Raw genomic sequence first — 21,735 nt, 5'->3', positions numbered from 1 at the left:
GGTTTGCGATCCCCCGGACAAACCACCCGACTGTTAAAACCGCGGCCTGCGCACCTGCAGGCAATCCTCTACCAGTTGGGCAACATCCACCAGCCATTCATCCTGATATAAACCCGCCACCAGTTGCAGCCCCACGGGCAAACCGGAGGCGCTGATACCGGCTGGCAAGGAAATGGCGGGCTGCCGCGTCAAATTGAAGGGATAGGTATAGGGATTCCAATCCAGCCAATTCTGCGAAGCGGCGTCAGACGGCGCTTCCCGGCCCGCCTCAAACGGCAATATCGGAACGGTAGGCGTCAGGACCAGATCAAACTGCGCAAAGTGTCTAAGCATGGCTTCACCCAGCTTTTGTCGGCCAATCAGGGCTTGGTAATAGTCCGGCAAGCTGTTCTTCTCGCCCTTACTGGCAACCTGGCGCAGACCTTCGTCCACTAAAGGACGCTGTGCCGCAGAGACTTGATTCACCAACCAGGCCGTACCAGCTTCCCAATGCGCTGTAATCAGCTCTTTTGCACCGGCCAGGGGTAGCTCGGTAGGCACAATATGCGCCCCCTGCTCTTGCAGCTTGTCAGCCGCCGCCTGGATGATGCCCCTGACCTCGGGGCTGCACTGCTCATCCAGATGCAAACCAATACGCAGGCCCTGCAAGGTACGAACGGGAGCTCGCACATGACGCGGCAAAGGTACCGAGTTCCAGTCGCGTGGGTCGGCTTGCATCATGACGCTCAGCAAGCCTTTCAGGTCCGCCACGGATCGGGCCATGGGGCCTACATTGGATAAAGTCAGCATCGGGCCAGCAGGCCAGGCCGGTACGCCCCCAAAGCTAGCTTTCATGCCGGTGACACCGCAAAAGCTGGCGGGAATCCGGGTGGATCCGCCGCCATCCGTACCGATTTGCAGCGTCCCCATCCCCGCTGCCAGCGCCGTGGCCGCACCGCCGCTGCTGCCTCCGCTGGTCAGACTGAAGTCCCAGATATTGCGTGTGACTCCCGTTAAAGGACTGTCCGCCGTGCCTTTCCAGCCAAACTCCGAGGTCGTCGTTTTGCCGATCAGTACCGCCCCGGCCTCACGCATCCGCGCCACCGCAGGCGCGTCATCCTGGGCAGCGTCCGCCATCCTTGCTGCACTTGAACCATAGCCAGTCGGCAAGCCACGCACCAGAAGCAAGTCTTTAACTCCGTACGGAATGCCATCCAAAGGACCACGTGCCGCACCTGCCATCCAGCGAGCCTCTGATTCGGCAGCCTCTTGCAAGGTCAAGGCACGGTCCAGATAACAGTAGGCATTCACAATGGGATTCCAGCGATCTACCGCATCCAGCGTAGCCCGCGCCACATCTACAGGAGACACCACTTTGCTTTGATACAAGCGCTGCAGTTCATCCGCACTGGCATAAATCAGATCCATAGAAGTGGGAGACTCCATGTCCACGGCGCTCTCAGGTTTGGCGATTGGCTCATCCTTATGGGAACTGCGCATCATGCTGACGCCTCCATCAAACGAACCAGCACCAGGGAGATCTCAGGCACATAAGCCAGGATGAACAGAACGACGATGGCTGCAATGACAAAGGGCATGACCCCTCTCACCACCACCTCGTAAGGCTGGCCTGATACGGAGACCGTCGTGAACAGATTCAAGCCAAAGGGAGGGGTAAAGAAACCCACCACCAGATTGACGCAGAACACCACACCCAAATGGATAGGATCCACACCCAAGGCAATGCCGATAGGAACCAGAATCGGTGCCAGGATCACGATGCTGGCTGCAGCATCCATCACGCAACCAACCAGCAGCAAAAACACCACCAGCAAGGCCAGGTACAGGAACTGTGTATCAAGCAAAGGCGTCAGTTCCGTCACCATCAGCATGGGGATACGCGCCGAGGCCAGAATCCAGCCAAAAATACCGGCTGCGCCCAGAATAATGCCCACCATGGAAGAGGTTTCTACCGAGCTTTTCATGACCTGCCACAGGGTACCTACGGTGAACTGGCGGTAGCACACACCCAACACCAGGCTGAATACCACACCCACGGCGGCGGCTTCGGTAGGCGTGAACACACCACCATAGATGCCGCCCAGAATCACAACAGGCATCAGCAAGGACGGAATCGCCTTCAAAGCCACCATGACCATCTCTTGCGAGGTATAGGAACGCGTTGCGCTTTTAGGCACTTTCAGCTTTCTGGTCAGCAGTATATGGGTCAGCATGAAAGCCAGAGCCATCAACAAGCCGGGCAGGATATTGGCTACAAACAGCTTGGGGATAGAAACGTTGACGGTTGCGCCATACAGAATCAAGGCAATGCTGGGCGGAATGATATTGCCCAAGGCACCGGACGAAGCCGTAATCCCTGTCGCCAAAGAAGCCGGGTATTTCTGCGCGATCATCGCGGGCATCATGATGGCGCCAATAGCCGCCACCGTTGCCGGAGCCGAGCCAGTCAAGGCACCAAACATCGCACAAGCAATCACCGTCACATAGCCCAGTGCACCATGGACGCGCCCGACCAGCATGTCGATCAGATCAATCAGGCGCCTGGACAGGCCCGCCTTTTCCATCAGGTTTCCCATCAGGATAAACAGCGGCACCGCCAGCAAGGGGAAGGAGTCCAGCCCCGCCATCACACGCTGCGGCACAACAATCAGTGGCCGCATGCCGGTAAACAGCAAAAACAGCGCACTGCACAGCAATAAGGAAAAGGCGATAGGAATGCCCGCGATGAACAGCGTGAACATCAAGCTAAAAAGTAAGAGAGCTTCTTGCATTTACACCCCCTCCAACGACTGGCTGGGCTGATCCCGATACCCGTCCAGCAGGGCATTCACACACTGCACGGCGATGATGGCGCCGCCTACCGGCAAGGCCGCGTACACATAGGCCATGGAGATGCGCATGGCAGGACTAAGCTGTTGGTAAACGATGGCAATCAGTTGCAAACCCTGCACCAGCAGGACCAGTGCGCAGGTCAAAATCGCAATCTGAACCAAGCCGCTATGCACTTGGCGGGCTTTGCCTTTCAGTCGCATCACCAGCAGGTCAATCACGGCATGACCATTGCTTTTAACCAGCACAGCTGTGCCCAGCATGATCATCCAGATAAAGCTGTAGCGTGTGATTTCCTCAATCCACGGCGGGGAGTAACCCATAAAATAGCGCCCGGCCACCTGTATTGATGCGGCCAGCACAATCAGCCCCAGAAATGCCGCCCCCAAGGTTCTGCATAAGCTATCCAGGCGGGTACTGACTCTATCGGCCCAATCGAGCAAAGAGTGTTTCATGATGGTTATCCGCCAGGATTATTGAGCAAGCGCCGCAGCACGGGTGACCAGATCAGGATCAATCACCGTCTTGTATTTTTCGTAAATCGGCATGACGGCTTTGCGGAACTGCGCTTTATCCACATCGGCATTAATGGACACGCCTGCCTCCATCAGTTTCTTCTCGATCTGCGCTTCGCTCTGGATCAGGAACTGACGTTGCTCCTGCACCGACTCACTAGCCGCTTTCTGGAAGATGGCTTTTTCATCAGCCGATAAGGTGTCCCAGACCCGCCCGGAAATCACCAAAGGAATCGCCACATACACGTGCTCGGTTCGGGACAGATAAGGGGCCGCTTCGTAAAAGCGACTGGTATAGAACAAGGCCGTGGGGTTCTCTGCACCATCAATGGTTTTTTGCTGCAGGCCAGTAAACAGCTCCGGATACGCCATGGAGGTGACATTCACGCCCAGCGCCTGCCAGGTATCCACATAAATAGGACTTTCCGGCGTACGCACTTTCATGCCGCTCAGATCCGACAAACTGCGGATTGCGTGCTTGGAGTTATACAGATTCCGGAAACCGCCATGCCCCCAGCCCAAAATTTTCAGGCCGGACTTTTCCAGATCAGCCTCAATCGGATCCGTGAAACTGGAGTCCAGAGTTTTGAAGGCGGTCTGGTAATCCTTGAACAGGTAAGGCAGGTCAAACACCATCGCTTTTTTCTCGAAGGTGCCCAAGGTGAAACTGGCCAGCAGGCTCATGTCCACCGTGCCCAGCTGCATGCCTTCAGCCACATCACGCTCGCCACCCAGTTGAGCACCGCCCAGCACCTGGACCTTGATGGCCCCCTTGGTTTGATCCTCCACTCGCTTGGCAAAATTCGTTGCCAGGTGGTGGTACATATCTTCGTTCTGCTCTACCGAAACGTGGGCAAGCTGTAATGTTCGCGGGCCTTTGCTTTCATGCTTTGCCGTATCGCCCGAACCGCCCTTGCCACATGCGCTCAGTGCGCCCAGCATCGCCAGAACCGCGATTCCCACTCGTGTCATTCGTTTCATGATCGTCCCCCTGCATCCTGTGGTATTGAACTTCTGTTCAGTTTTATTTGTGTTTCAAGCCAGCCCTGATCGGGCTTTTTTGCTTGTTGATGCTGCCCATACGCAAAGGCATGGGCAGCTTTCCTGTAGCTCGCTGTTAAAGCGGGACTGCTTACACCGCTCTGGACTCTTCCTCTAGGGAACGGCGGGTTTTCATATTGAAGCGGCCTTCATAAATCGCAGGCTGGCGGGTGGTCGGCCCCATGTACTGCACGTACAGAATCTCGCCATCTTCCAGGGTCGTCAGTGCGTGCTCGTAATGCGGGTCCGGGTGAAACACCATGGTGCCCTCGCCGTAGATCACGCCATTGATCTCGAACTTGCCCGCCAGGATGTACCAGATCTGGGCAAAGTAATGGCTGTGCAAAGGGTGCCCGGAGCCCTTCAGATACTTCACGACCCCGGCGTTGGGAATGGTGGGGTCGTCTTGCGTGGGGTGGAACATCATCTTGGTGAACTGCCCTTCGTAGCGCAGGTTGTCCCACTCCAGATCATCCCGATGCTTGACCGCCATTTCCCGGTGAGCTGCCGTCAGCGGGCCACCAATGCCACCCGGATTCAGAATCGGAGCCAAGGTAATTGGATCTATTTCACTCATCACTTCCTCCTTAAAAACCAAATTAACAAAATGGGATCCCGTTTTGCATAAAATGGATTCTATCAGGACGATGGCACTGGAATATTCGTATTTACCCGGTACGTTTCTACCAGGCATAAAAAAACCCCACCTGCTTCAAGGCAGGTGGGGTTTTTACAAGCAGAACTAGTGCTTAGCGGTCCAGTTGCGACACATCACGCACGGCACCACGGTCAGCCGATGTTGCCAGCGCGGCATAGGCTTTCAGTGCTTGCGACACAACGCGCTCGCGGTTCACTGGCTTCCAGGCCTTGGAGCCACGCGATTCCATTTCGGCACGGCGTGCGGCCATTTCTTCATCGCTGATAGCCAGGTGAATACGACGGTTGGGGATGTCAATCTCGATGGTGTCGCCATCTTGCACCAGGGCGATATTGCCGCCTTCGGCAGCTTCAGGTGACGCATGACCAATCACCAGACCGGACGAACCGCCGGAGAAGCGACCATCGGTGAACAAGGCCGAGCTTTTACCCAGGCCCATGGATTTCAGATAGGAGGTGGGGTACAGCATTTCCTGCATACCTGGGCCGCCTTTGGGGCCTTCGTAGCGAATAATGACCACATCACCCGCCTTGACCACGCCGTCCAGAATGGCAGCCACAGAATCGTCCTGGCTTTCGTAAACGCGAGCAGTGCCGGTGAAGGTCAGAATGCTTTCATCCACGCCAGCGGTTTTCACGATACAACCGTTGATGGCCAGGTTACCGTACAACACGGCCAAGCCGCCGTCTTGCGAATAAGCATTAGCCTTGTCGCGGATACAGCCCTTGACGCGGTCTGTGTCCAGTTCCTGGTAGTAACGGTCCTGGCTGAAGGCCACTTGCGTTGGGATACCGCCGGGGGAAGCGCGGAAAAAGTCACTAATGGCTTTGACGTTGTCGCCCTTGACGTCCCAACGCTTGATGGCTTCACGCAAGGTGCCACTGTGTACGTTGCCCACATCCAGGTTCAGCAAGTCGGCCCGGGCCAGTTCGGCCAGAATAGCCATGATGCCGCCCGCGCGGTGCACGTCTTCCATGTGGAATTCGGGGGTGGCGGGAGCCACTTTACACAGGCAAGGGACGCGACGCGAGATCTTGTCGATATCGGCCATCGTAAATTCCACACCGGCTTCCTGAGCTGCGGCCAGCAAGTGCAGCACGGTGTTGGTGGAGCCGCCCATGGCCACGTCCAAGGTCATGGCGTTTTCAAAAGCCTGATAGGTGGCGATGTTGCGTGGCAGAACGGATTCGTCGTCTTGCTCGTAGTAGCGCTTGGCCAGATCCACGATCAGGCTACCAGCACGCTCGAACAAACCTTGGCGACGAGCGTGGGTGGCAACAATGGTGCCGTTACCGGGCAAGGACAGGCCCAGCGCCTCGGTCAGACAGTTCATGGAGTTGGCGGTAAACATGCCCGAACAGGAACCACAGGTCGGGCAAGCGCTACGTTCAACAGCTTCAGCCTGTTCATCAGTGACGTTAGGGTCAGCGGCTTGAATCATGGCGTCCACCAGATCCAGCTTCTGTACCACCGTCTTGCCATCTGGCGAGTAGACCTTGCCCGCTTCCATCGGTCCGCCCGACACAAACACCACAGGGATGTTCAAGCGCATGGCGGCCATCAACATGCCGGGGGTGATCTTGTCGCAGTTGGAGATACACACCATGGCGTCGGCACAGTGAGCGTTGACCATGTATTCCACCGAGTCGGCGATCAGTTCGCGCGAAGGCAGGGAATACAACATGCCGCCGTGGCCCATCGCAATACCGTCGTCCACCGCAATGGTGTTGAACTCTTTCGCCACACCGCCGACCGCTTCAATTTGACGGGCAACCAGCTGGCCCATGTCTTTCAGGTGTACGTGACCCGGTACGAATTGCGTAAAGGAGTTCACCACCGCAATGATCGGTTTGGAGAAATCCTCGTCTTTCATACCGGTGGCGCGCCACAGGGCACGCGCGCCGGCCATATTCCGACCGTGGGTCGAGGTACGGGAGCGATATTGGGGCATGACTACTCTCTGAACAGGAAAATTATGTAAAGATACCTATCATAAACGTCCCAAGGCGCTTTGTGCGCGTCAAGGTCGGGAAGGCGTCTTACCGTAGGGCGGCTACCGATCTGGCACCCAGAATCCTTTGCAGCAAAACCCCTTATTTAACAGGAGATATATTATGCCGCAGGCCGTGCCTGACCTTTCCAACCTGCTTCGACAGGACATCCGCTTTCTGGGCAAGGCCCTGGGAGAGGTGATTCGTGATAGCGAAGGAAAGGCGACCTTCACGCTGATTGAAGCCCTGCGCCGGGCGGCTGTCAGTTTCAGACGTGAACACGATCCGCAGCAAGCACGGATTCTGGAAAAAGACATTCCCAAGCTGAACGATGCGCAGGCCCGTTCCGTGGCCCGTGCCTTTGCCTACTTTTTGCACCTGTCCAATATTGCCGAGGACCGCGACCAGAACCGTCGCCGCGAAGAGCAAGATCCTGCGAAACTGCTGGGCAGCCTGCAACACGCCATTCAGACCTTGATGGACCAGGGTCTGAGCGCCAAGAAAATTCGCCGCTATCTGCAAGAAGCCTGTGTGATGCCGGTGCTGACGGCTCACCCTACCGAAGTTCAGCGCCAAAGTACGCTGGCTGTGCATATGGCCATTGCCGATGAATTGAACGGACTGGATCACAAAGCCAGCGCCACACAATCAGCCCGCACCCAGGAAAAGCTGACCGGTCTGGTGTCCCTGCTGTGGCAAACCCGCATGCTGCGCGATCACAAGCTGACGGTGATGGACGAGATCGATAACGCCCTGGCCTATTACGGCTCCACCTTCCTGCCCACCATTCCGCAGCTGTACCACGACCTGGACCGTTTGCTGGAACCGGGCAAAAAAAGCCTGCTGGATCAGAAAACACGTTCTCTGCCCGCCTTTTTGCGCATGGGTAGCTGGATTGGCGGTGACCGCGATGGCAACCCCAATGTGGGCCCTGAAACCGTTGAGCAAGCGGTGCTGCGCCAGTCGACACGCGCGCTGCAACACTATCTGGAGCAGATTCGTTTACTGGGTACGGAAATCTCCGTGTCCGACGCACTGAACCGTGTCAGCAAAGACCTGGCGGCCTTGTCGGCCAGCAGCCAGGACCCGTCGCCACACCGTGTAGACGAACCTTATCGCCGCAGCTTTATTCATCTGTACGCCCGTATGGCGGCCACAGCGCAGAACCTGCTGGGCCGCGACCTGGCCGATCGCCCCACTTACGCCGCCCCACCCTATGCAAACCCGCAAGAATTCAAGGCTGATCTGCAAATCATTGCCGACTCTCTGGCTGAAAACAAAGGCGGCGCCATTGCCGGCCTGCGCTTGAACGAATTGATTCAAGCTGTGGAGGTTTTTGGCTTCCATCTGGCCACTTTGGACCTGCGCCAAAGCTCGGACGTGCACGAGCGCGTACTGGACGAACTGTTCCGCGTGGCAGGCACGCTGTACAAGGACGAACCCGTCAATTACCGCCAACTGTCCGAAGAGGACCGCGTCACTTTGCTGCGCTCGGAGTTGCGCCACCATCGCCCCCTGGTTTCGCCCTGGTATCGCTACTCGGAAGAAACCGAGAAAGAACTGTCCATTCTGCGCAAAGCCGCCGAATGCCGACGTCGCTTTGGTGCGCGTGCGCTGGAACAAACCATTGTGTCGCACACCGAAACGCTCAGCGATTTGCTGGAAGTGCTGGTGCTGCAACAGGAAACCGGCCTGATCGTGCCCAACTCCAACGAGCCCGAGCATCAAGGTCTGATGGTTGTACCGCTGTTCGAGACCATTCCTGACTTGGAGCGTGGCCCGCAAATCATGCAGGAATGGCTGGATATGCCTGAAATCCGCCAGCGCGTGCGTCACGCTCAGGACAGCGTGCAGGAAGTAATGCTGGGTTATTCGGACAGTAATAAAGACGGTGGCTACCTGACCTCCAACTGGACGCTATACCGTGCCGAGCGTGAATTTGCGCAGGTATTCTCGCGCCGCAAAGTACGTCTGCGCCTGTTCCACGGCCGTGGCGGTTCGGTAGGCCGAGGCGGTGGTTCCAGTTTCGACGCTATTTTGGCGCAGCCTCCAGGCACCGTGAACGGTCAGATTCGTCTGACCGAGCAAGGCGAAATGATTCAAGGTCGCTACAAGGATGCGGACGTGGGTCGCTGGCATCTGGAGCTGTTTGTCGCTGCCACGCTGGAAGCCAGCCTGGGTTCACGCAAAGGCTCGTCCAATGACGACGAACATCTGGCTGCGTATGGTGACGCCATGGCCTGGATGTCCGAGCAGGCTCATCAAAGCTATCGCCAACTGGTCTACGGTACGCCGAACTTTGATCAGTACTTCTTCCAGTCCACGCCTATCAAGGAAATTGCTGGCCTGAATATCGGCTCGCGTCCTTCCTCGCGCAAGGCCACGCAAAGCATTGAAGACCTGCGCGCCATCCCCTGGAGTTTCTCCTGGGCACAATGCCGTCTGCCTATTCCTGGCTGGTACGGCATGGGCACGGCCTTGAACCGCTATCTGGAATCGGGGCTGCCCAATGATGGCCTGAACCGCAGCAAGCGCTTGGCTCAGTTGCAAGCCATGGCGCGCGACTGGGCCTTCTTCCGCACGCTACTGTCCAATATGGAGCAGGTGCTGGCCAAGACTGACTTGGATATCGGCCTGAAATACGCCGGTCTGGTCGAGGACGAGGAACTGCGCGAGACCATCTTCACGCAAATCCGTGACGAGTTCGAACTGACACACCGGCTGTTCCGTGAAATTACGGGCCACGAACTGCTGGCGCACGATCAGGCTTTGCAAGATGCCCTGGCCGAACGCTTTGCCTATATTGACCCGCTGAACCACTTGCAGGTGGAACTGCTGCGCCGCCATCGCCGTCAAGGTGAAAAGGCCAACAAGCCCACACGCAGCGGTGTGAACAAGCAACACGTCATTCACCTGACGATCAACGGTATTGCGGCTGGCCTGCGTAACTCGGGCTAACTCCAAGCCATGGAAATTGACCTATTAATTACTTTTATAAATAAGCTAATTTCCAAAAGAAGTTAAGAGCGTACAATAAGCCATTACTACGCTTTCTGAAAAAGGCGTGATCCCTACCGGGGTCACGCCATATGGCTTATGGCGCTTGCAATCATCCTGGGAATTCTGACTGGCCTGTCGCTGGGCCTGACTGGCGCGGGTGGCGGTATTTTGGCCGTGCCCGCTTTGGTATTGGGCATGGGTTACAGCATGACGGCGGCCACGCCAGTGGCCTTGCTGGCTGTAGGCGCCGCCGCTCTGGTCGGCGCGCTGGATGGTCTGTACAAGCATATCGTGCGCTATAGAGCTGCCATGTTCATGGCCGTTACAGGCGCTTTGGTCACGTCTTTGGGCGTACGCATCAGCCATGCCTTGCCGGAAAAAGTGCTGGTAACGCTGTTTGTCGCCATCATGCTGTGGATTGCCACCAAAATGCTGCGTCGTCCGGCGGCAACGGCCCATGCTCTTACACCCTGTTGTCTGAACCCGGAAACCGGCCGCCTGCGCTGGACACCAGCAGGCACGGCCACCTTGGCTTCAATTGGTGCGGTAGCGGGTTTGTTTTCAGGCATGTTGGGCGTGGGCGGCGGCTTTCTGATCGTGCCTGCCTTGAAACGTTTCAGCGACCTGTCCATGCATAGCATTGTGGCTACATCCTTGATGCTGATCGCCCTGATCTCCCTGAGCGCTTCGGCCATGAGTCTGGCACACGGGGCGGAGATTCCCCTTAGCGGCTGGGTATTTGTAGCCTCGGCCATGGGCGGCATGGTGATAGGCCGACAACTAGCCCCTCATATTCCTTCTGTGCGCTTGCAACAGGGTTTCAGCATCCTGACCGCTGTTGTGGCCCTGTCCATGCTGGCACGTACCTATCTGTTTTAAGCCGCGATTCGATACGCGCGCTCAAGCAACAACGGATACATGGCTTTGAGCCAAGCGCTGCGCTTGGCTCAAAACTGCACATACTTTACTCGCAGATACTGCCACCACCGTCTTGCGGATTCAGACGGTAATCGCTGAAAGAGCCGCCCTCACGCGGACGCACGGCGACAATGCGCTGAACAATATGGTCCGGATCGGCCCGGAAACCATGCTCATACGCCACGATATCCAGGTCCGCACACCAGCGCAGCAGCTCCCCCGGCTGCAACAGAAAGTCCGGATTACGCGGCGTGTTGTATTGCTCGTTGCCCACCCCAAAGGTTTCGTAAACCAGCACCCCACCTGGCTCCAGACTCTCCAGCAAAGTCGGCATCAAGGGGCGCCACAAGTACTTGGTCACCACCAGAGCATTGAACTTGCGCCCGGCAAAAGGCCAGGGACCGTTTTCGATATCAGTCTGGATAATTTCCCCGTAAGGCGAAGTCGCTGCCACCGCTTCCGGGTCCCGGTCTACACCGATCACGGTATTGCCGCGCTCGGCCAACCAGCGGGCATTGCGCCCCCGACCACAGGCCACATCCAGGACCGTGCCCGGATTCGGAATCAAATGGGCCCATGCCTGTAACCAGGCGCTGGCCTGTCCCCTGTCGTTCATCCTTACCTCTTTGCTAAGCAGACAAAACGCCCATGGTAACGCAGCAGTGGGCAAGCTCAAGCACAGCACTGGCCTGGGCTACAATTGGCCCCGATTCCACGCTATTTTTTTGAGGGTGTATGAAAGTTCTGCTGCAAAAACCCATATTGCTGATGGCCGTTCTGTGCCTGCCTTTATGGTTTGTCTACGGCAACTTCATCCTGGCCGCTGCCACCTCCATCCTGATCGGGATGCTGGTGGGCATGATCCGCACCCTGCACCAAGTGACCCAGGCCAAGAAAGCCAGCGCCAAGAGCGCCGCCCCGGCTTCTTCCGAGACACCTAACGACAAGCCCAACTGACGCCATGAACGTATTGTCCGCCCCTGCCCTGCCACACGGTTTGCCTCCCCTGTCCGAGGAACTGAAGAAACACGTCGCACAGGTTAACGATTACTTGCTGGACCGCATTGCCGATGAAGGCGGTTTCCTGCCATTCGACCAATGGATGCACCATGCGCTGTACGCCCCCCATCTGGGCTACTACACCGGCGGCAGCACCAAGTTTGGCAGCAATCAGCCAACGGGCGACTTTACGACGGCCCCCGAACTCTCTCCCCTGTTTGCTCAGACCTTGAGCCGTCAGGTCATGGAAGTACTGGAAGGCAGCCAATCCCTGTCCGTTCTGGAGTTCGGCGCGGGTAGCGGCGCTTTGGCCCAAGCGCTGATTACGGAGCTGCGCAAGCAAGGTATCGAGCCGCAGTATTCAATTCTGGAAGTATCGCCTGATTTGCGTGCGCGTCAGCAAGAGCGTCTGGCCCCCCTGCGAGCACAAGTGCAGTGGCTGGACAGCACGCCACACAGCTTCAAGGGTTGCGTGGTGGCTAATGAGGTTCTGGATGCCATGCCTGCCAGCCTGTTCACCTTTGATGTGGCTGGCAAGGTGCTGGAAGTGGGCGTTATTGCAGCAGACGACAGCACAGCCCAGGGCCTGCCAGCGCCTTTCTACCTGGCTACCCGCCCGGCTCCCGACCATCTGGCTTCGCTGGTGGCCGAACGCGTGGAAGCGCAGCCCTTCTACCTATCCGAGATCAACCTGCAAGCCGAAGCCTGGGTGCGCAGCATGGGTACTTGGTTAAAGCAGGGCGCGGCTATTTTGATCGACTACGGTTTTCCGCAGCGCGAGTACTATCACCCGCAACGTGACAAAGGCACCTTGATGTGCCACTTCCGCCACTTTGCTCATGCCGAGCCGCTGGTGCTGGCTGGCTTGCAGGACATTACCGCCCACGTGGACTTCACTGCCATGGCGGATGCCGCCCTGGAGGCCGGTTTGGATGTTCTGGGCTACACCAGCCAGGCGCGCTTCCTGATGAATTGCGGCATCACCAACTTCCTGGCTTCTCCGCCGGAAGACCCATCGCCCGCCGTGCAACAGCAATGGGCACAGACCATGAGTGCCGCCAACAAACTGCTGTCTGAAGCGGAAATGGGCGAACTGTTCAAAGTGCTGATTATTGGGCGCGATATTTCAGCCCCAGTGCTGGGCACAATGAGCGGAGATCGACGCGAGCGTCTGTAAAGCGGCCTTGAGGAACTTCCTGAGGGCATTTCCCTCAAGAGCCATAAGCAGAGATCAGCAAACGGCAGGGTATATACCTTGCCGTTTTTACGTGAAGCAACCGCGCCAGAACACTCCCACGAGACACCGCCCCCTAGACGAACACGCACTCAGCAGAAAAAAATAAGCGGCCTATTAGCCGCTTATTTTCTGAGTGTGCACTCCAGGCTGCTCACACATAGACTAAACAGACTGCTCCAAAGCTGCCAATCGAGCTGCGCGCACCGCTTCACGGATTTTGCCTGGCTCGGCCTTGTATCGAGCAGCAACTGCACCGGCATCCACACTGGCCATCACCTTTCGCAAAGAGTCCCATTCCAGCTCTGGAACGTCTTGCAGACAGGCCGCCGCACTGATCAGCTGAGTAAAGCGCTCTGGTTTGCGCAAGGCATCCAAAGACTCCATGACTTGCAAGGCAGATTCCACGTCTGCACGAGGCTGCAACAAGGCAGGGCTGGCTAACAGCACTGGCAAAAGACGGGCCTGGTCGCGCCATTCAGAAGGAGCACGAATCTGCTCGGCCACCTGTCCTGGGGCTTCCGAAATATGGCACAGAACGGCAAAGCAGCTTGCCAGATCCAGACGCCTGTCTTTAGCGACCTGCACTTGGTGGCCCACCTGATCGTTGTAATTCAAACCAGGCATGACACGCTCTAGTGCGCCGACTTCCCGCAGTACCTCGAACATGCGAGCGGGCTGCTTGGCAGACAAGCCTTTGGCTATTTCCAGATAAATGCGCTCGGGCACCAGCTCGTCCACTTCGCCCTGCTCGACCAGATCACGTGCCAGAGCCCAGGTATCGTCGGCCACGGTGAACTCGGTAAAGCGGGCCGCAAAACGTGCCAAACGCAGCAAGCGTACCGGGTCTTCGCTAAACGCGGTGCCCACATGCCGGAATAGACGGGCCTGCAAATCCGCCAAACCATTCAAGGGATCGTGCAGATTCCCCGCCGCATCCACGGCCATGGCATTGATGGTCAGATCACGGCGACGCAAATCGTCCGCCAGACTCACGTCTGTGCCGGTGTAAAAGGTAAAGCCCTTGTAACCACGGCCCGACTTGCGCTCAGTCCGGGCCAGGGCAAACTCTTCTTTGCTATGGGGATTCAGAAAGACGGGGAAGTCGCCACCTACGGGAACAAAACCTCGGGCAGCCAGGTCTTCGGGCCGGGCACCGACTACGACCCAATCCTTGTCACCCGCTGGCAGCCCCAGCAAGGCATCGCGAACCGCGCCACCCACCACATAGACCTGCAAACCGTCCAGAACAGGATCTGGCGGCCCCATCAGGGCCGCCAGAGCTGCTTGCTGTCTGTTATCAAGCATGGACGGACTCATCAAGGCGAGATCGTACCTAAACGCCCTTTGAGGGACTGCGGCTGACCGCTGAACATCATGGCGTAATAGGTCGCGTTGGAGAGCACGTTTTTCACGTACAAGCGCGTTTCAGTAAAAGGAATGGTTTCTGCAAAAATGGCCCCTTCTACCGGAGTGTTCAAGCGCGAGCGCCACTGGCGGGGACGACCTGGCCCTGCGTTATAGCCTGCCGATGCCAGAACCTGCGATCCATCCAGTTGACCCAGAACCATATTCAGGTAATTGGTACCCAGCACCGTATTCACCTCGAACTCGTTCACACGGGAGGGCGAGAAGTCACGCATATCGATCTTGTTGGCCACCCATTTGGCGGTGGCAGGCATCAGTTGCATCAAACCCGATGCCCCGACACCCGAGCGCGCATCGGTAATAAAGCGCGATTCCTGACGGATCAGGCCATACACCCAGGCCGGGTCCAGATTGATGGACTTGGCCTGCTCAGTTACGCGGCCTTCAAAGGGCGCGATAAAGCGCTGGCTGAAGTCGATCTCGTTCTTGGTCAACAGGGAGGTATTCACCACGCGATCGTAGATATGCTGCTCGCGCGCAAACTCGGCTGCTGCACGCAACTGTCTGTCGTTCATGCCACGCAAGGCAAAGTTCCACTCGGGTACCGCTTCCGGACGCCAGCCCAGCTTGAACAGCTCCACCGCACGCAGCAAGCCCGCATTGGTACGGGCATCCTGCATGTCCAGCGGCGTCAAAGGTTGCGGCTGTGGGGGCAAGGAAGGTGTCAGGCCCAACTCTTCTGTGGCCAACTGACCGTAGAAGTTCAGATCACCCACAATGGACTGGAACTTGGCACGCGCCTGATCTTTATGACCCAAGGCTTCATGGGCACGCCCCGACCAGTACACCCAAACCGGCTCGGCCTTTTGCGCATCGTTCATCTTGTCGATGGCGGCAGAGACATGCTTCCACTCGATGGTGCTCTGACGCAACTCGGCGCGCACTTGCCAGGCATTGTTGTAATCCGTCATGGGGGTACGACCGGAGCGGCGATACCATTTGGCCGCATCGTCTTCCACCCGCAAGGCACTGATCAGACCAAACTGGCCCCACACCCAATTCAGGTTCTCCTGAGGGATTTTGCCGGCCCAGGTACGGTCGATATAGGCCGCTGCAGCATCACGCTGACCACGACCCAGACGGGACAAGGCCAAGGACACCAGCTCCGGATTGACCGAACTGTTGTTCACATTACGATCCAGCCACTTCTGCGGGGAAGCCATCAAGGCGGTGTAATCCTTCATTTGCGGCGCAGTGAAGATAATCGCAGCCAGGCGGCGGGCCTGGGATGTGCGATTATTTTCCAGAGCATCACGCATCAGATCACGGACCTGATTCTTGCTGATCACTTTACGGGCGTACAACTGGTCCAGTGCCGACCAGCAGGCCTGGCTTGGAGAGAACGACGCCAGCAAGTCCTGCACATCCACAGGCTGACCGGCCATGTTCTGTGCTGACGCTACTGCACACTTCACAGCCGAGGTAGGGGCGTGAACGGGGGCCAGCTCACGCACCAAAGCATAGTTGCCGGTACGCGCGGCCGCCACAATCCAGTCGGACTTCAGGCGATTTTCCAGGTATTCGTCTTGATTGCCGCTCAGGAACAAACGAATTTGCTCATCGGGCACGGGCGTGGTCGTATCCTGCAAAATCCGGCGCAAGCGCCAGTATTCGGCGTAAGAACCCAGAACAGGATCATTAGCGGCAACCGGAGCCAGAGCATCGAGCGCTGTCCAGCGCTTGGCCTGCATGGCATCACGGGCGTCAATCAAAGCCTGGCGGGCCGTTGGCGGCACAGGCGGGACTCGATCCCAGCGACGCACGGCTTCTTTGGCAGGCTGCAACGCGACAGCTTGCTTGGCAACGGCAGGATCCGGGGAATGAGTCTGGGCTTGCGGCGACTGCGCCCCCGCACAGCCGACCAAACCCAGGGCAAACACCACCAAAGCGCTCAAGGGCGGGCGAGGAAGCATGGATGCCATGCCCCAAGCTGGTGTTTTCTGGTACTTTAGCTGGTTGATACCCATAGTGACGGCCTTTAGAAAATCACCCATGATTCAGAACGTAGAGCATAACGCAGCCGCGCTGCGCACGCGACTAAAAGACCTGCGAGCCGGGCAGCCCTCCATCGACACCAACCGGGGCGCTTTGCTGATACGGGGCCGTCTATTTACCTGGCTGGCCACCAACCGCAGCCGCCTGCGTGAACAGGGCCGTACCGAACCCACTACCATTGCCGCTTTCTGGCCTATGGCCCAGGAGCCGGACTTGCGCCCACTGCTGCTTCAATGGGTGGAAGAGGAAGGCATCAATGTCTGTCTGCCCGTTGTCAAAGAGGCCGATGCCCCTTTGAGCTTTGTCGAGTGGACACCCGAGACCAAAATGGAAAAGGGTCGCTACGGCATCGAAATCCCCATTTCCACTAAAACCATGCAACCGGATATTGTCCTGGTCCCAACCCTGGGCTACACCAGACAGGGTGATCGTCTAGGGTATGGCAAGGGTTACTACGACCGGACCTTGGCGGCGCTGAAAGAACAAAACCACGCTTTTACCAGCATTGGCATTGCCTGGGCAGTGGGCGATTTATCCGGCCAGGCCTACCAGCCCGCCCCGCACGACCAACGCCTGGACAGTATTCTGACTGATAAAGGCTGGGCTGTGCCCGCTCCGGAACTATAAGTAACCCGCTACCACAAACTGTTTAATCCACAACTCTGTTTGCCAAGCAGCTGATTAAACCGGGTCAGATGCTGGCTAGTCAGTTCCCCATGAAAAAACCCGCCAAATGAATGTGGCGGGTTTCTTATCGCGACGCGAAGTGCTTAGCGCCAGGTCAGATTCGGCAAAATAGCCATGCTCGCATCTGCCCCGTTCAGGGTGTACATGTGAATGCCAGGAGCGCCGCCATCGAGCAGGTCCTGACACAAGCGTGCCACCACATCGATACCGAAAGCACGAATCGATGCACGATCATCACCAAAATCGGCCAGTCGCAGGCGAATCCAGCGCGGCACTTCTGCACCGCACATGGTCGAGAACCGCAGCAACTGGGACGAGTTGGTAATGGGCATGATGCCCGGTGTGATCGGAATCGTGACTCCTTGCGCCTGGGCTCGCTCAACAAAGCTGAAATACGAGTCCGGGTTGAAGAAGTACTGCGTGATCGCACCGTGCGCACCAGCCTTGACCTTGTTCACAAAGTGACCCAGGTCGTCGCTAAAGCCTGTGGCCTGAGGGTGCATCTCGGGATAAGCGGCCACTTCGATATGGAAGTGTTCGCCATAGTTTTCACGAATGAATGACACCAGATCGCTGGCATAGCGCAGTTCGCCCGCGTCACCACCCATACCCGAAGGCAAGTCACCGCGCAGGGCCACGATACGTCGTATGCCCTGATCGCGGTAATTGTCCAGCATCTCGCCAAGCTGCGCGGGCGCCGTACCAATGCACGACAAGTGCGGTGCGACATCAAAGCCCAGTTTTTGCAGCAGTGCTACCGCATCGACCGTGCCAGCACGGGTGGAGCCACCGGCTCCAAACGTCATGCTGACATAGGCGGGGTTCAGGCCCATCAAGGACTTGGCGGTGCGCACCAGTTTTTCCTGCGCCGCGATATCTCGCGGCGGGAAAAACTCCAGGCTCAAGGTTTGCTTGTTGCTCATTTCATTAACAATCCCGACAGCAGCCCGGAAACCAGACTGTAGACGATCGCCCCAATCACGGCCCACCAGAAGCCTTCAACCTGGAAGCCTTTGAGGATGGAGCCCGCAAACCAGAACACCAAGGCGTTGAGCACCAGAAGGAACAAGCCCAAAGTCACAATAGTGATGGGCAAGGTCAGCACAATCAGCAAAGGTTTGACCAAGGTATTGAGCAGGCCCAGTACCAGCGCAGCGATCAGTGCCGAGCCAAACGAGGCAACCGTAATACCAGGCAGGATGTAGGCGACAACCAGCAGGGCAACAGCATTCAGGATCCAGACAAGTAGCAAAGTCATGATAGGGCTCCAAGAATAGGCGTCCGAAGACGCCGGTGCGTTTTAGTAGCGGTAGTGCTCAGCCTTAAATGGCCCTTGCACAGGTACGTTGATGTAATCCGCCTGCGCCTGAGACAAGGTCGACAAGTTCACACCCAATTTCTTCAAGTGCAAACGAGCGACTTTTTCGTCCAGATGCTTGGGCAGTACATATACTTTACCCGTTTCGTAGTTCTCGCCACGAGTGAACAGTTCAATTTGTGCAATGGTCTGGTTCGTGAACGAAGCCGACATCACAAAAGAGGGGTGACCAGTAGCACAACCCAGGTTCACCAGACGGCCCTTGGCCAGCAGAATGATGCGCTTGCCATCAGGGAAAATGATGTGATCAACCTGAGGCTTGATCTCTTCCCACTCCAGATCTTCCACCGAGGCCACGTCAATTTCATTGTCGAAGTGACCGATATTGCACACGATGGCCTGATCTTTCATGCGTTCCATGTGCGAGCGGTCGATCACGTGGTAGTTACCGGTGGCAGTCACGAAGATGTCAGCCTTGTCAGCGGCTTCTTCCATGGTCACAACGCGGTAGCCTTCCATCGAGGCTTGCAGGGCGCAGATAGGGTCAATTTCGGTAACCCAAACCTGGGCGCGCAAGGCGGCCAGTGCTTGAGCACAACCTTTACCCACGTCACCGAAGCCGCAAACCACGGCGATCTTGCCGGCAACCATCACGTCGGTAGCACGCTTGATACCGTCCACCAGGGACTCGCGGCAGCCGTACAGGTTGTCGAACTTGGACTTGGTCACCGAGTCGTTCACGTTGATGGCAGGGAAAGCCAGTTCGCCTTTCTTGGCCATCTGGTACAGACGGTGCACGCCTGTGGTGGTCTCTTCGGTCACACCCTTGATTTGGGCCAGACGGGTGGAGTACCAGGTTTTGTCGTTTTGCAGACGGGCACGAATGGAGGCGAACATGACGCGCTCTTCTTCGCTGCCGGGTTTGTCCAGAACGGACAGGTCTTTTTCTGCACGGGCACCCAGGTGCAGCAACAAGGTAGCGTCGCCACCGTCGTCCAGAATCATGTTGGCCTGCTCACCGGGCCAATCGAAAATGTCGTGGGCGTATTGCCAGTACTCTTCCAGGGTTTCGCCCTTGACGGCGAACACAGGCACGCCAGATGCGGCAATGGCAGCGGCTGCGTGATCTTGAGTGGAGAAGATATTGCACGATGCCCAGCGCACTTCAGCGCCCAGGGCAGTCAGGGTTTCAATCAGAACCCCAGTCTGGATTGTCATGTGCAAACTGCCGGCAATGCGCGCGCCCTTCAGGGGCTGGGAGGCAGCAAATTCCTCGCGGGTGGCCATCAGGCCAGGCATTTCGGTCTCGGCAATGGTCAGCTCGCGGCGGCCCCATTCAGCCAAGGAAATATCGGCAATTTTGTAATCGGTAAAAGTCACAGTCGGGCTCCGTTATACGGCACGCAGACTGCAGGGAGAGCAAATGAATTCTCACCAGCAGCCCGCCATGCAGGTCGTGGTGAGCGTCGTTCTCCAAGGTGGATACCACCTATCCATGCCCCGAGCCTGGCAAGACCGTGAGTCTTGTCGCAACGCCCCTCGAGGATGGCAAATGAATGTGGGTGATTGTACCCGTTTGGATCATCTTGGGAAGACAGCCCCACGGGTAAAAATCATAATTTCTTCTCATGAGACTGGCACTTGCCCGTCCCACCCAGCGTTGCTGGCTGACTGGTTTCCCGGCCCCGACAACGCTGTCAAACTGCAGCAAAGCGCCGCCCGCAAGCGGCCTTTGCCTATCTGCACATCGCTTAGATAGCCTGACGCAAAGCCTGGGCCTTGTCCGTAGCTTCCCAGCTGAACTCGGGTTCGCTGCGGCCAAAGTGACCGTAGGCAGCAGTCTTGGAGTAGATGGGACGCTGCAGATCCAGCATTTCGATGATGCCGCGTGGGCGCAGATCGAAATGTTGGCGAACCAGCTTGGCGATCTCGGTGTCCGGGATCACGCCTGTGCCTTCGGTGTAGATGGTGATATTGATAGGCTCGGCCACACCAATGGCGTAGCTCAGTTGCACCTGACACTGGCGGGCCAGACCGGCTGCCACAATGTTCTTGGCCACATAACGGGCGGCGTAGGCAGCGGAACGATCCACTTTGGAGGGGTCCTTGCCGGAGAAAGCACCACCGCCGTGAGGGCATGCGCCACCGTAGGTATCCACAATGATCTTGCGACCAGTCAGACCGCAATCGCCTTGAGGGCCACCAATCACGAACTTGCCGGTGGGGTTCACCAGGAAGCGGGTTTTCTCGGTCAGCAGATCCGAAGGGAAGCATGGACGAATGATGTGTTCGATCACGGCTTCGTGAATGTCTTTCTGGGACATCTCAGGCGCGTGCTGAGTGGACAGCACCACAGTATCCACTTCGGTAGGACGGCCATCCACGTAGCGGAAGGTCACCTGGGACTTGGCGTCAGGACGCAACCAGGGCAAACGGCCATCTTTGCGCAGCTCGCTCTGGCGCTGTACCAGGCGGTGGGCGTACCAGATAGGAGCAGGCATCAGATCAGGGGTTTCGTCGCACGCGTAGCCAAACATCAGACCCTGGTCGCCAGCGCCCTGGTTCAGCAACTCTTCTGGGCTGCGATCCACACCTTGGGCGATATCGGGCGACTGCTTGTCATAGGCCACCAGAACGGCGCAGGACTTGTAATCAATGCCGTAATCGCCATTGTCATAGCCAATGCGCTTGATGGTGTCACGGGCAACCTGGATGTAATCCACGTTGGCGTGCGTGGTGATCTCGCCAGCCAGCACCACCAGACCGGTATTGCACAAGGTCTCGGCAGCAACACGTGCCTGAGGATCTTGCTCGAAAATAGCGTCCAGGATGGCGTCGGAGATCTGGTCGGCTACCTTGTCGGGGTGGCCTTCAGAAACGGATTCGGATGTAAAGAGAAAGTCGTTGTTGTTCACAGCGTAGCTTCCTTGAATAAGGGCTGATAATCAGCACGAGGTTGAACAAACTGCGTTGCACCTCGAAGCCAGCGATGTGGATACGATAGACGGGGCGCGACGCTTTAGCGGTTTATAGTGGGCAGCTTGCTGCCCGATCGCTCCGCAAGTTGTCGTTTAACTCAGCGATACAATCTATTTTAAGCGAAAATACGTATTTATTTCAGC

18 protein-coding genes and 1 riboswitch are annotated in these 21,735 nt (G+C 57.3%); of the genes, 5 read left to right on the top strand and 13 right to left on the bottom strand.

Features of this window, described 5'->3' with window-relative positions:
- Positions 1-33: 33 nt before the first annotated feature.
- From NBV64_RS02820 to ilvD, 6 genes are all read right to left on the bottom strand, one after another.
- Positions 34-1,482, bottom strand: coding sequence for an amidase (locus NBV64_RS02820; RefSeq protein ID WP_250756651.1), 1,449 nt, complete (start codon positions 1,480-1,482; stop codon positions 34-36).
- Positions 1,479-2,771, bottom strand: coding sequence for a TRAP transporter large permease (locus NBV64_RS02815; RefSeq protein ID WP_250756650.1), 1,293 nt, complete (start codon positions 2,769-2,771; stop codon positions 1,479-1,481). Before NBV64_RS02815 ends, NBV64_RS02820 begins: the two co-directional genes overlap by 4 nt.
- Positions 2,772-3,284 carry a TRAP transporter small permease gene (locus tag NBV64_RS02810; protein ID WP_250756649.1) on the bottom strand — a complete coding sequence of 171 codons (513 nt, stop codon included), beginning with the start codon at positions 3,282-3,284 and terminating at the stop codon, positions 2,772-2,774.
- Positions 3,285-3,302: 18 nt separating this feature from the next.
- Complete coding sequence (locus tag NBV64_RS02805; protein WP_226348032.1) at positions 3,303-4,325, bottom strand: TRAP transporter substrate-binding protein; 1,023 nt, start codon at positions 4,323-4,325, stop codon at positions 3,303-3,305.
- Positions 4,326-4,476: 151 nt separating this feature from the next.
- Positions 4,477-4,962, bottom strand: coding sequence for a cupin domain-containing protein (locus NBV64_RS02800; RefSeq protein WP_009462584.1), 486 nt, complete (start codon positions 4,960-4,962; stop codon positions 4,477-4,479).
- A 172-nt stretch (positions 4,963-5,134) separates the two neighbouring features.
- A complete protein-coding gene (gene ilvD / locus NBV64_RS02795; protein ID WP_088451286.1) occupies positions 5,135-6,994 on the bottom strand; it encodes a dihydroxy-acid dehydratase in 1,860 nt (619 codons plus the stop codon).
- Positions 6,995-7,157: 163 nt separating this feature from the next.
- Here ilvD and ppc point away from each other — a divergent pair, with 163 nt between their 5' ends.
- Entirely contained in the window at positions 7,158-9,992 is a 2,835-nt protein-coding gene (ppc, locus tag NBV64_RS02790) for a phosphoenolpyruvate carboxylase (RefSeq protein ID WP_250756648.1), read from the top strand.
- Positions 9,993-10,130: 138 nt separating this feature from the next.
- Positions 10,131-10,913, top strand: a complete 783-nt coding sequence (locus NBV64_RS02785; RefSeq protein WP_250756647.1) for a sulfite exporter TauE/SafE family protein — start codon at positions 10,131-10,133, stop codon at positions 10,911-10,913.
- Positions 10,914-10,998: 85 nt separating this feature from the next.
- Here NBV64_RS02785 and NBV64_RS02780 read toward each other — a convergent pair whose 3' ends face one another.
- Positions 10,999-11,568: a class I SAM-dependent methyltransferase gene (locus NBV64_RS02780; RefSeq protein WP_250756646.1), complete on the bottom strand. Its 570-nt coding sequence runs from the start codon at positions 11,566-11,568 to the stop codon at positions 10,999-11,001.
- Between the two features lie 119 nt (positions 11,569-11,687).
- Here NBV64_RS02780 and NBV64_RS02775 point away from each other — a divergent pair, with 119 nt between their 5' ends.
- A complete protein-coding gene (locus tag NBV64_RS02775) occupies positions 11,688-11,909 on the top strand; it encodes a hypothetical protein (protein WP_009462588.1) in 222 nt (73 codons plus the stop codon).
- Positions 11,910-11,913: 4 nt separating this feature from the next.
- The gene (locus NBV64_RS02770; protein WP_250756645.1) at positions 11,914-13,128 is read left to right on the top strand and encodes a class I SAM-dependent methyltransferase; all 1,215 of its coding nucleotides are present in this window, start codon (positions 11,914-11,916) and stop codon (positions 13,126-13,128) included.
- Positions 13,129-13,350: 222 nt separating this feature from the next.
- On the opposite strand, the gene NBV64_RS02765 is transcribed toward NBV64_RS02770, so the two are convergent.
- Both NBV64_RS02765 and NBV64_RS02760 read right to left on the bottom strand, forming a co-directional pair.
- On the bottom strand, positions 13,351-14,493 hold the full coding sequence (locus NBV64_RS02765) for a tRNA nucleotidyltransferase/poly(A) polymerase-related protein (protein WP_250756644.1): 1,143 nt from the start codon (positions 14,491-14,493) through the stop codon (positions 13,351-13,353).
- An 11-nt stretch (positions 14,494-14,504) separates the two neighbouring features.
- Entirely contained in the window at positions 14,505-16,607 is a 2,103-nt protein-coding gene (locus tag NBV64_RS02760; RefSeq protein ID WP_250756643.1) for a lytic transglycosylase domain-containing protein, read from the bottom strand.
- Here NBV64_RS02760 and NBV64_RS02755 point away from each other — a divergent pair.
- Positions 16,606-17,235, top strand: a complete 630-nt coding sequence (locus NBV64_RS02755) for a 5-formyltetrahydrofolate cyclo-ligase (RefSeq protein ID WP_250756642.1) — start codon at positions 16,606-16,608, stop codon at positions 17,233-17,235. The genes NBV64_RS02760 and NBV64_RS02755 overlap by 2 nt on opposite strands.
- 143 nt (positions 17,236-17,378) lie before the next feature.
- Here NBV64_RS02755 and metF read toward each other — a convergent pair whose 3' ends face one another.
- From metF to metK, 4 genes are all read right to left on the bottom strand, one after another.
- Complete coding sequence (gene metF, locus NBV64_RS02750; RefSeq protein ID WP_021447042.1) at positions 17,379-18,218, bottom strand: methylenetetrahydrofolate reductase [NAD(P)H]; 840 nt, start codon at positions 18,216-18,218, stop codon at positions 17,379-17,381.
- Entirely contained in the window at positions 18,215-18,553 is a 339-nt protein-coding gene (locus tag NBV64_RS02745) for a phage holin family protein (RefSeq protein ID WP_009462594.1), read from the bottom strand. Before NBV64_RS02745 ends, metF begins: the two co-directional genes overlap by 4 nt.
- A 42-nt stretch (positions 18,554-18,595) precedes the next feature.
- A complete protein-coding gene (gene ahcY, locus NBV64_RS02740) occupies positions 18,596-19,993 on the bottom strand; it encodes an adenosylhomocysteinase (RefSeq protein WP_026484121.1) in 1,398 nt (465 codons plus the stop codon).
- Between the two features lie 74 nt (positions 19,994-20,067).
- A riboswitch (S-adenosyl-L-homocysteine riboswitch) is annotated at positions 20,068-20,160 on the bottom strand.
- A gap of 204 nt (positions 20,161-20,364) precedes the next feature.
- Positions 20,365-21,528 (bottom strand): methionine adenosyltransferase, encoded by a 1,164-nt coding sequence (gene metK / locus NBV64_RS02735; RefSeq protein ID WP_009462596.1) that lies wholly within the window; start codon positions 21,526-21,528, stop codon positions 20,365-20,367.
- Positions 21,529-21,735 lie beyond the last annotated feature (207 nt).

Source organism: Alcaligenes sp. DN25 (assembly GCF_023674485.1).
GTDB classification, from domain to species: domain Bacteria; phylum Pseudomonadota; class Gammaproteobacteria; order Burkholderiales; family Burkholderiaceae_B; genus Alcaligenes; species Alcaligenes phenolicus.
The sequence above is the reverse complement of the archived record's forward strand: the minus strand, read 5'-3'. Positions and strand labels throughout refer to the sequence as shown.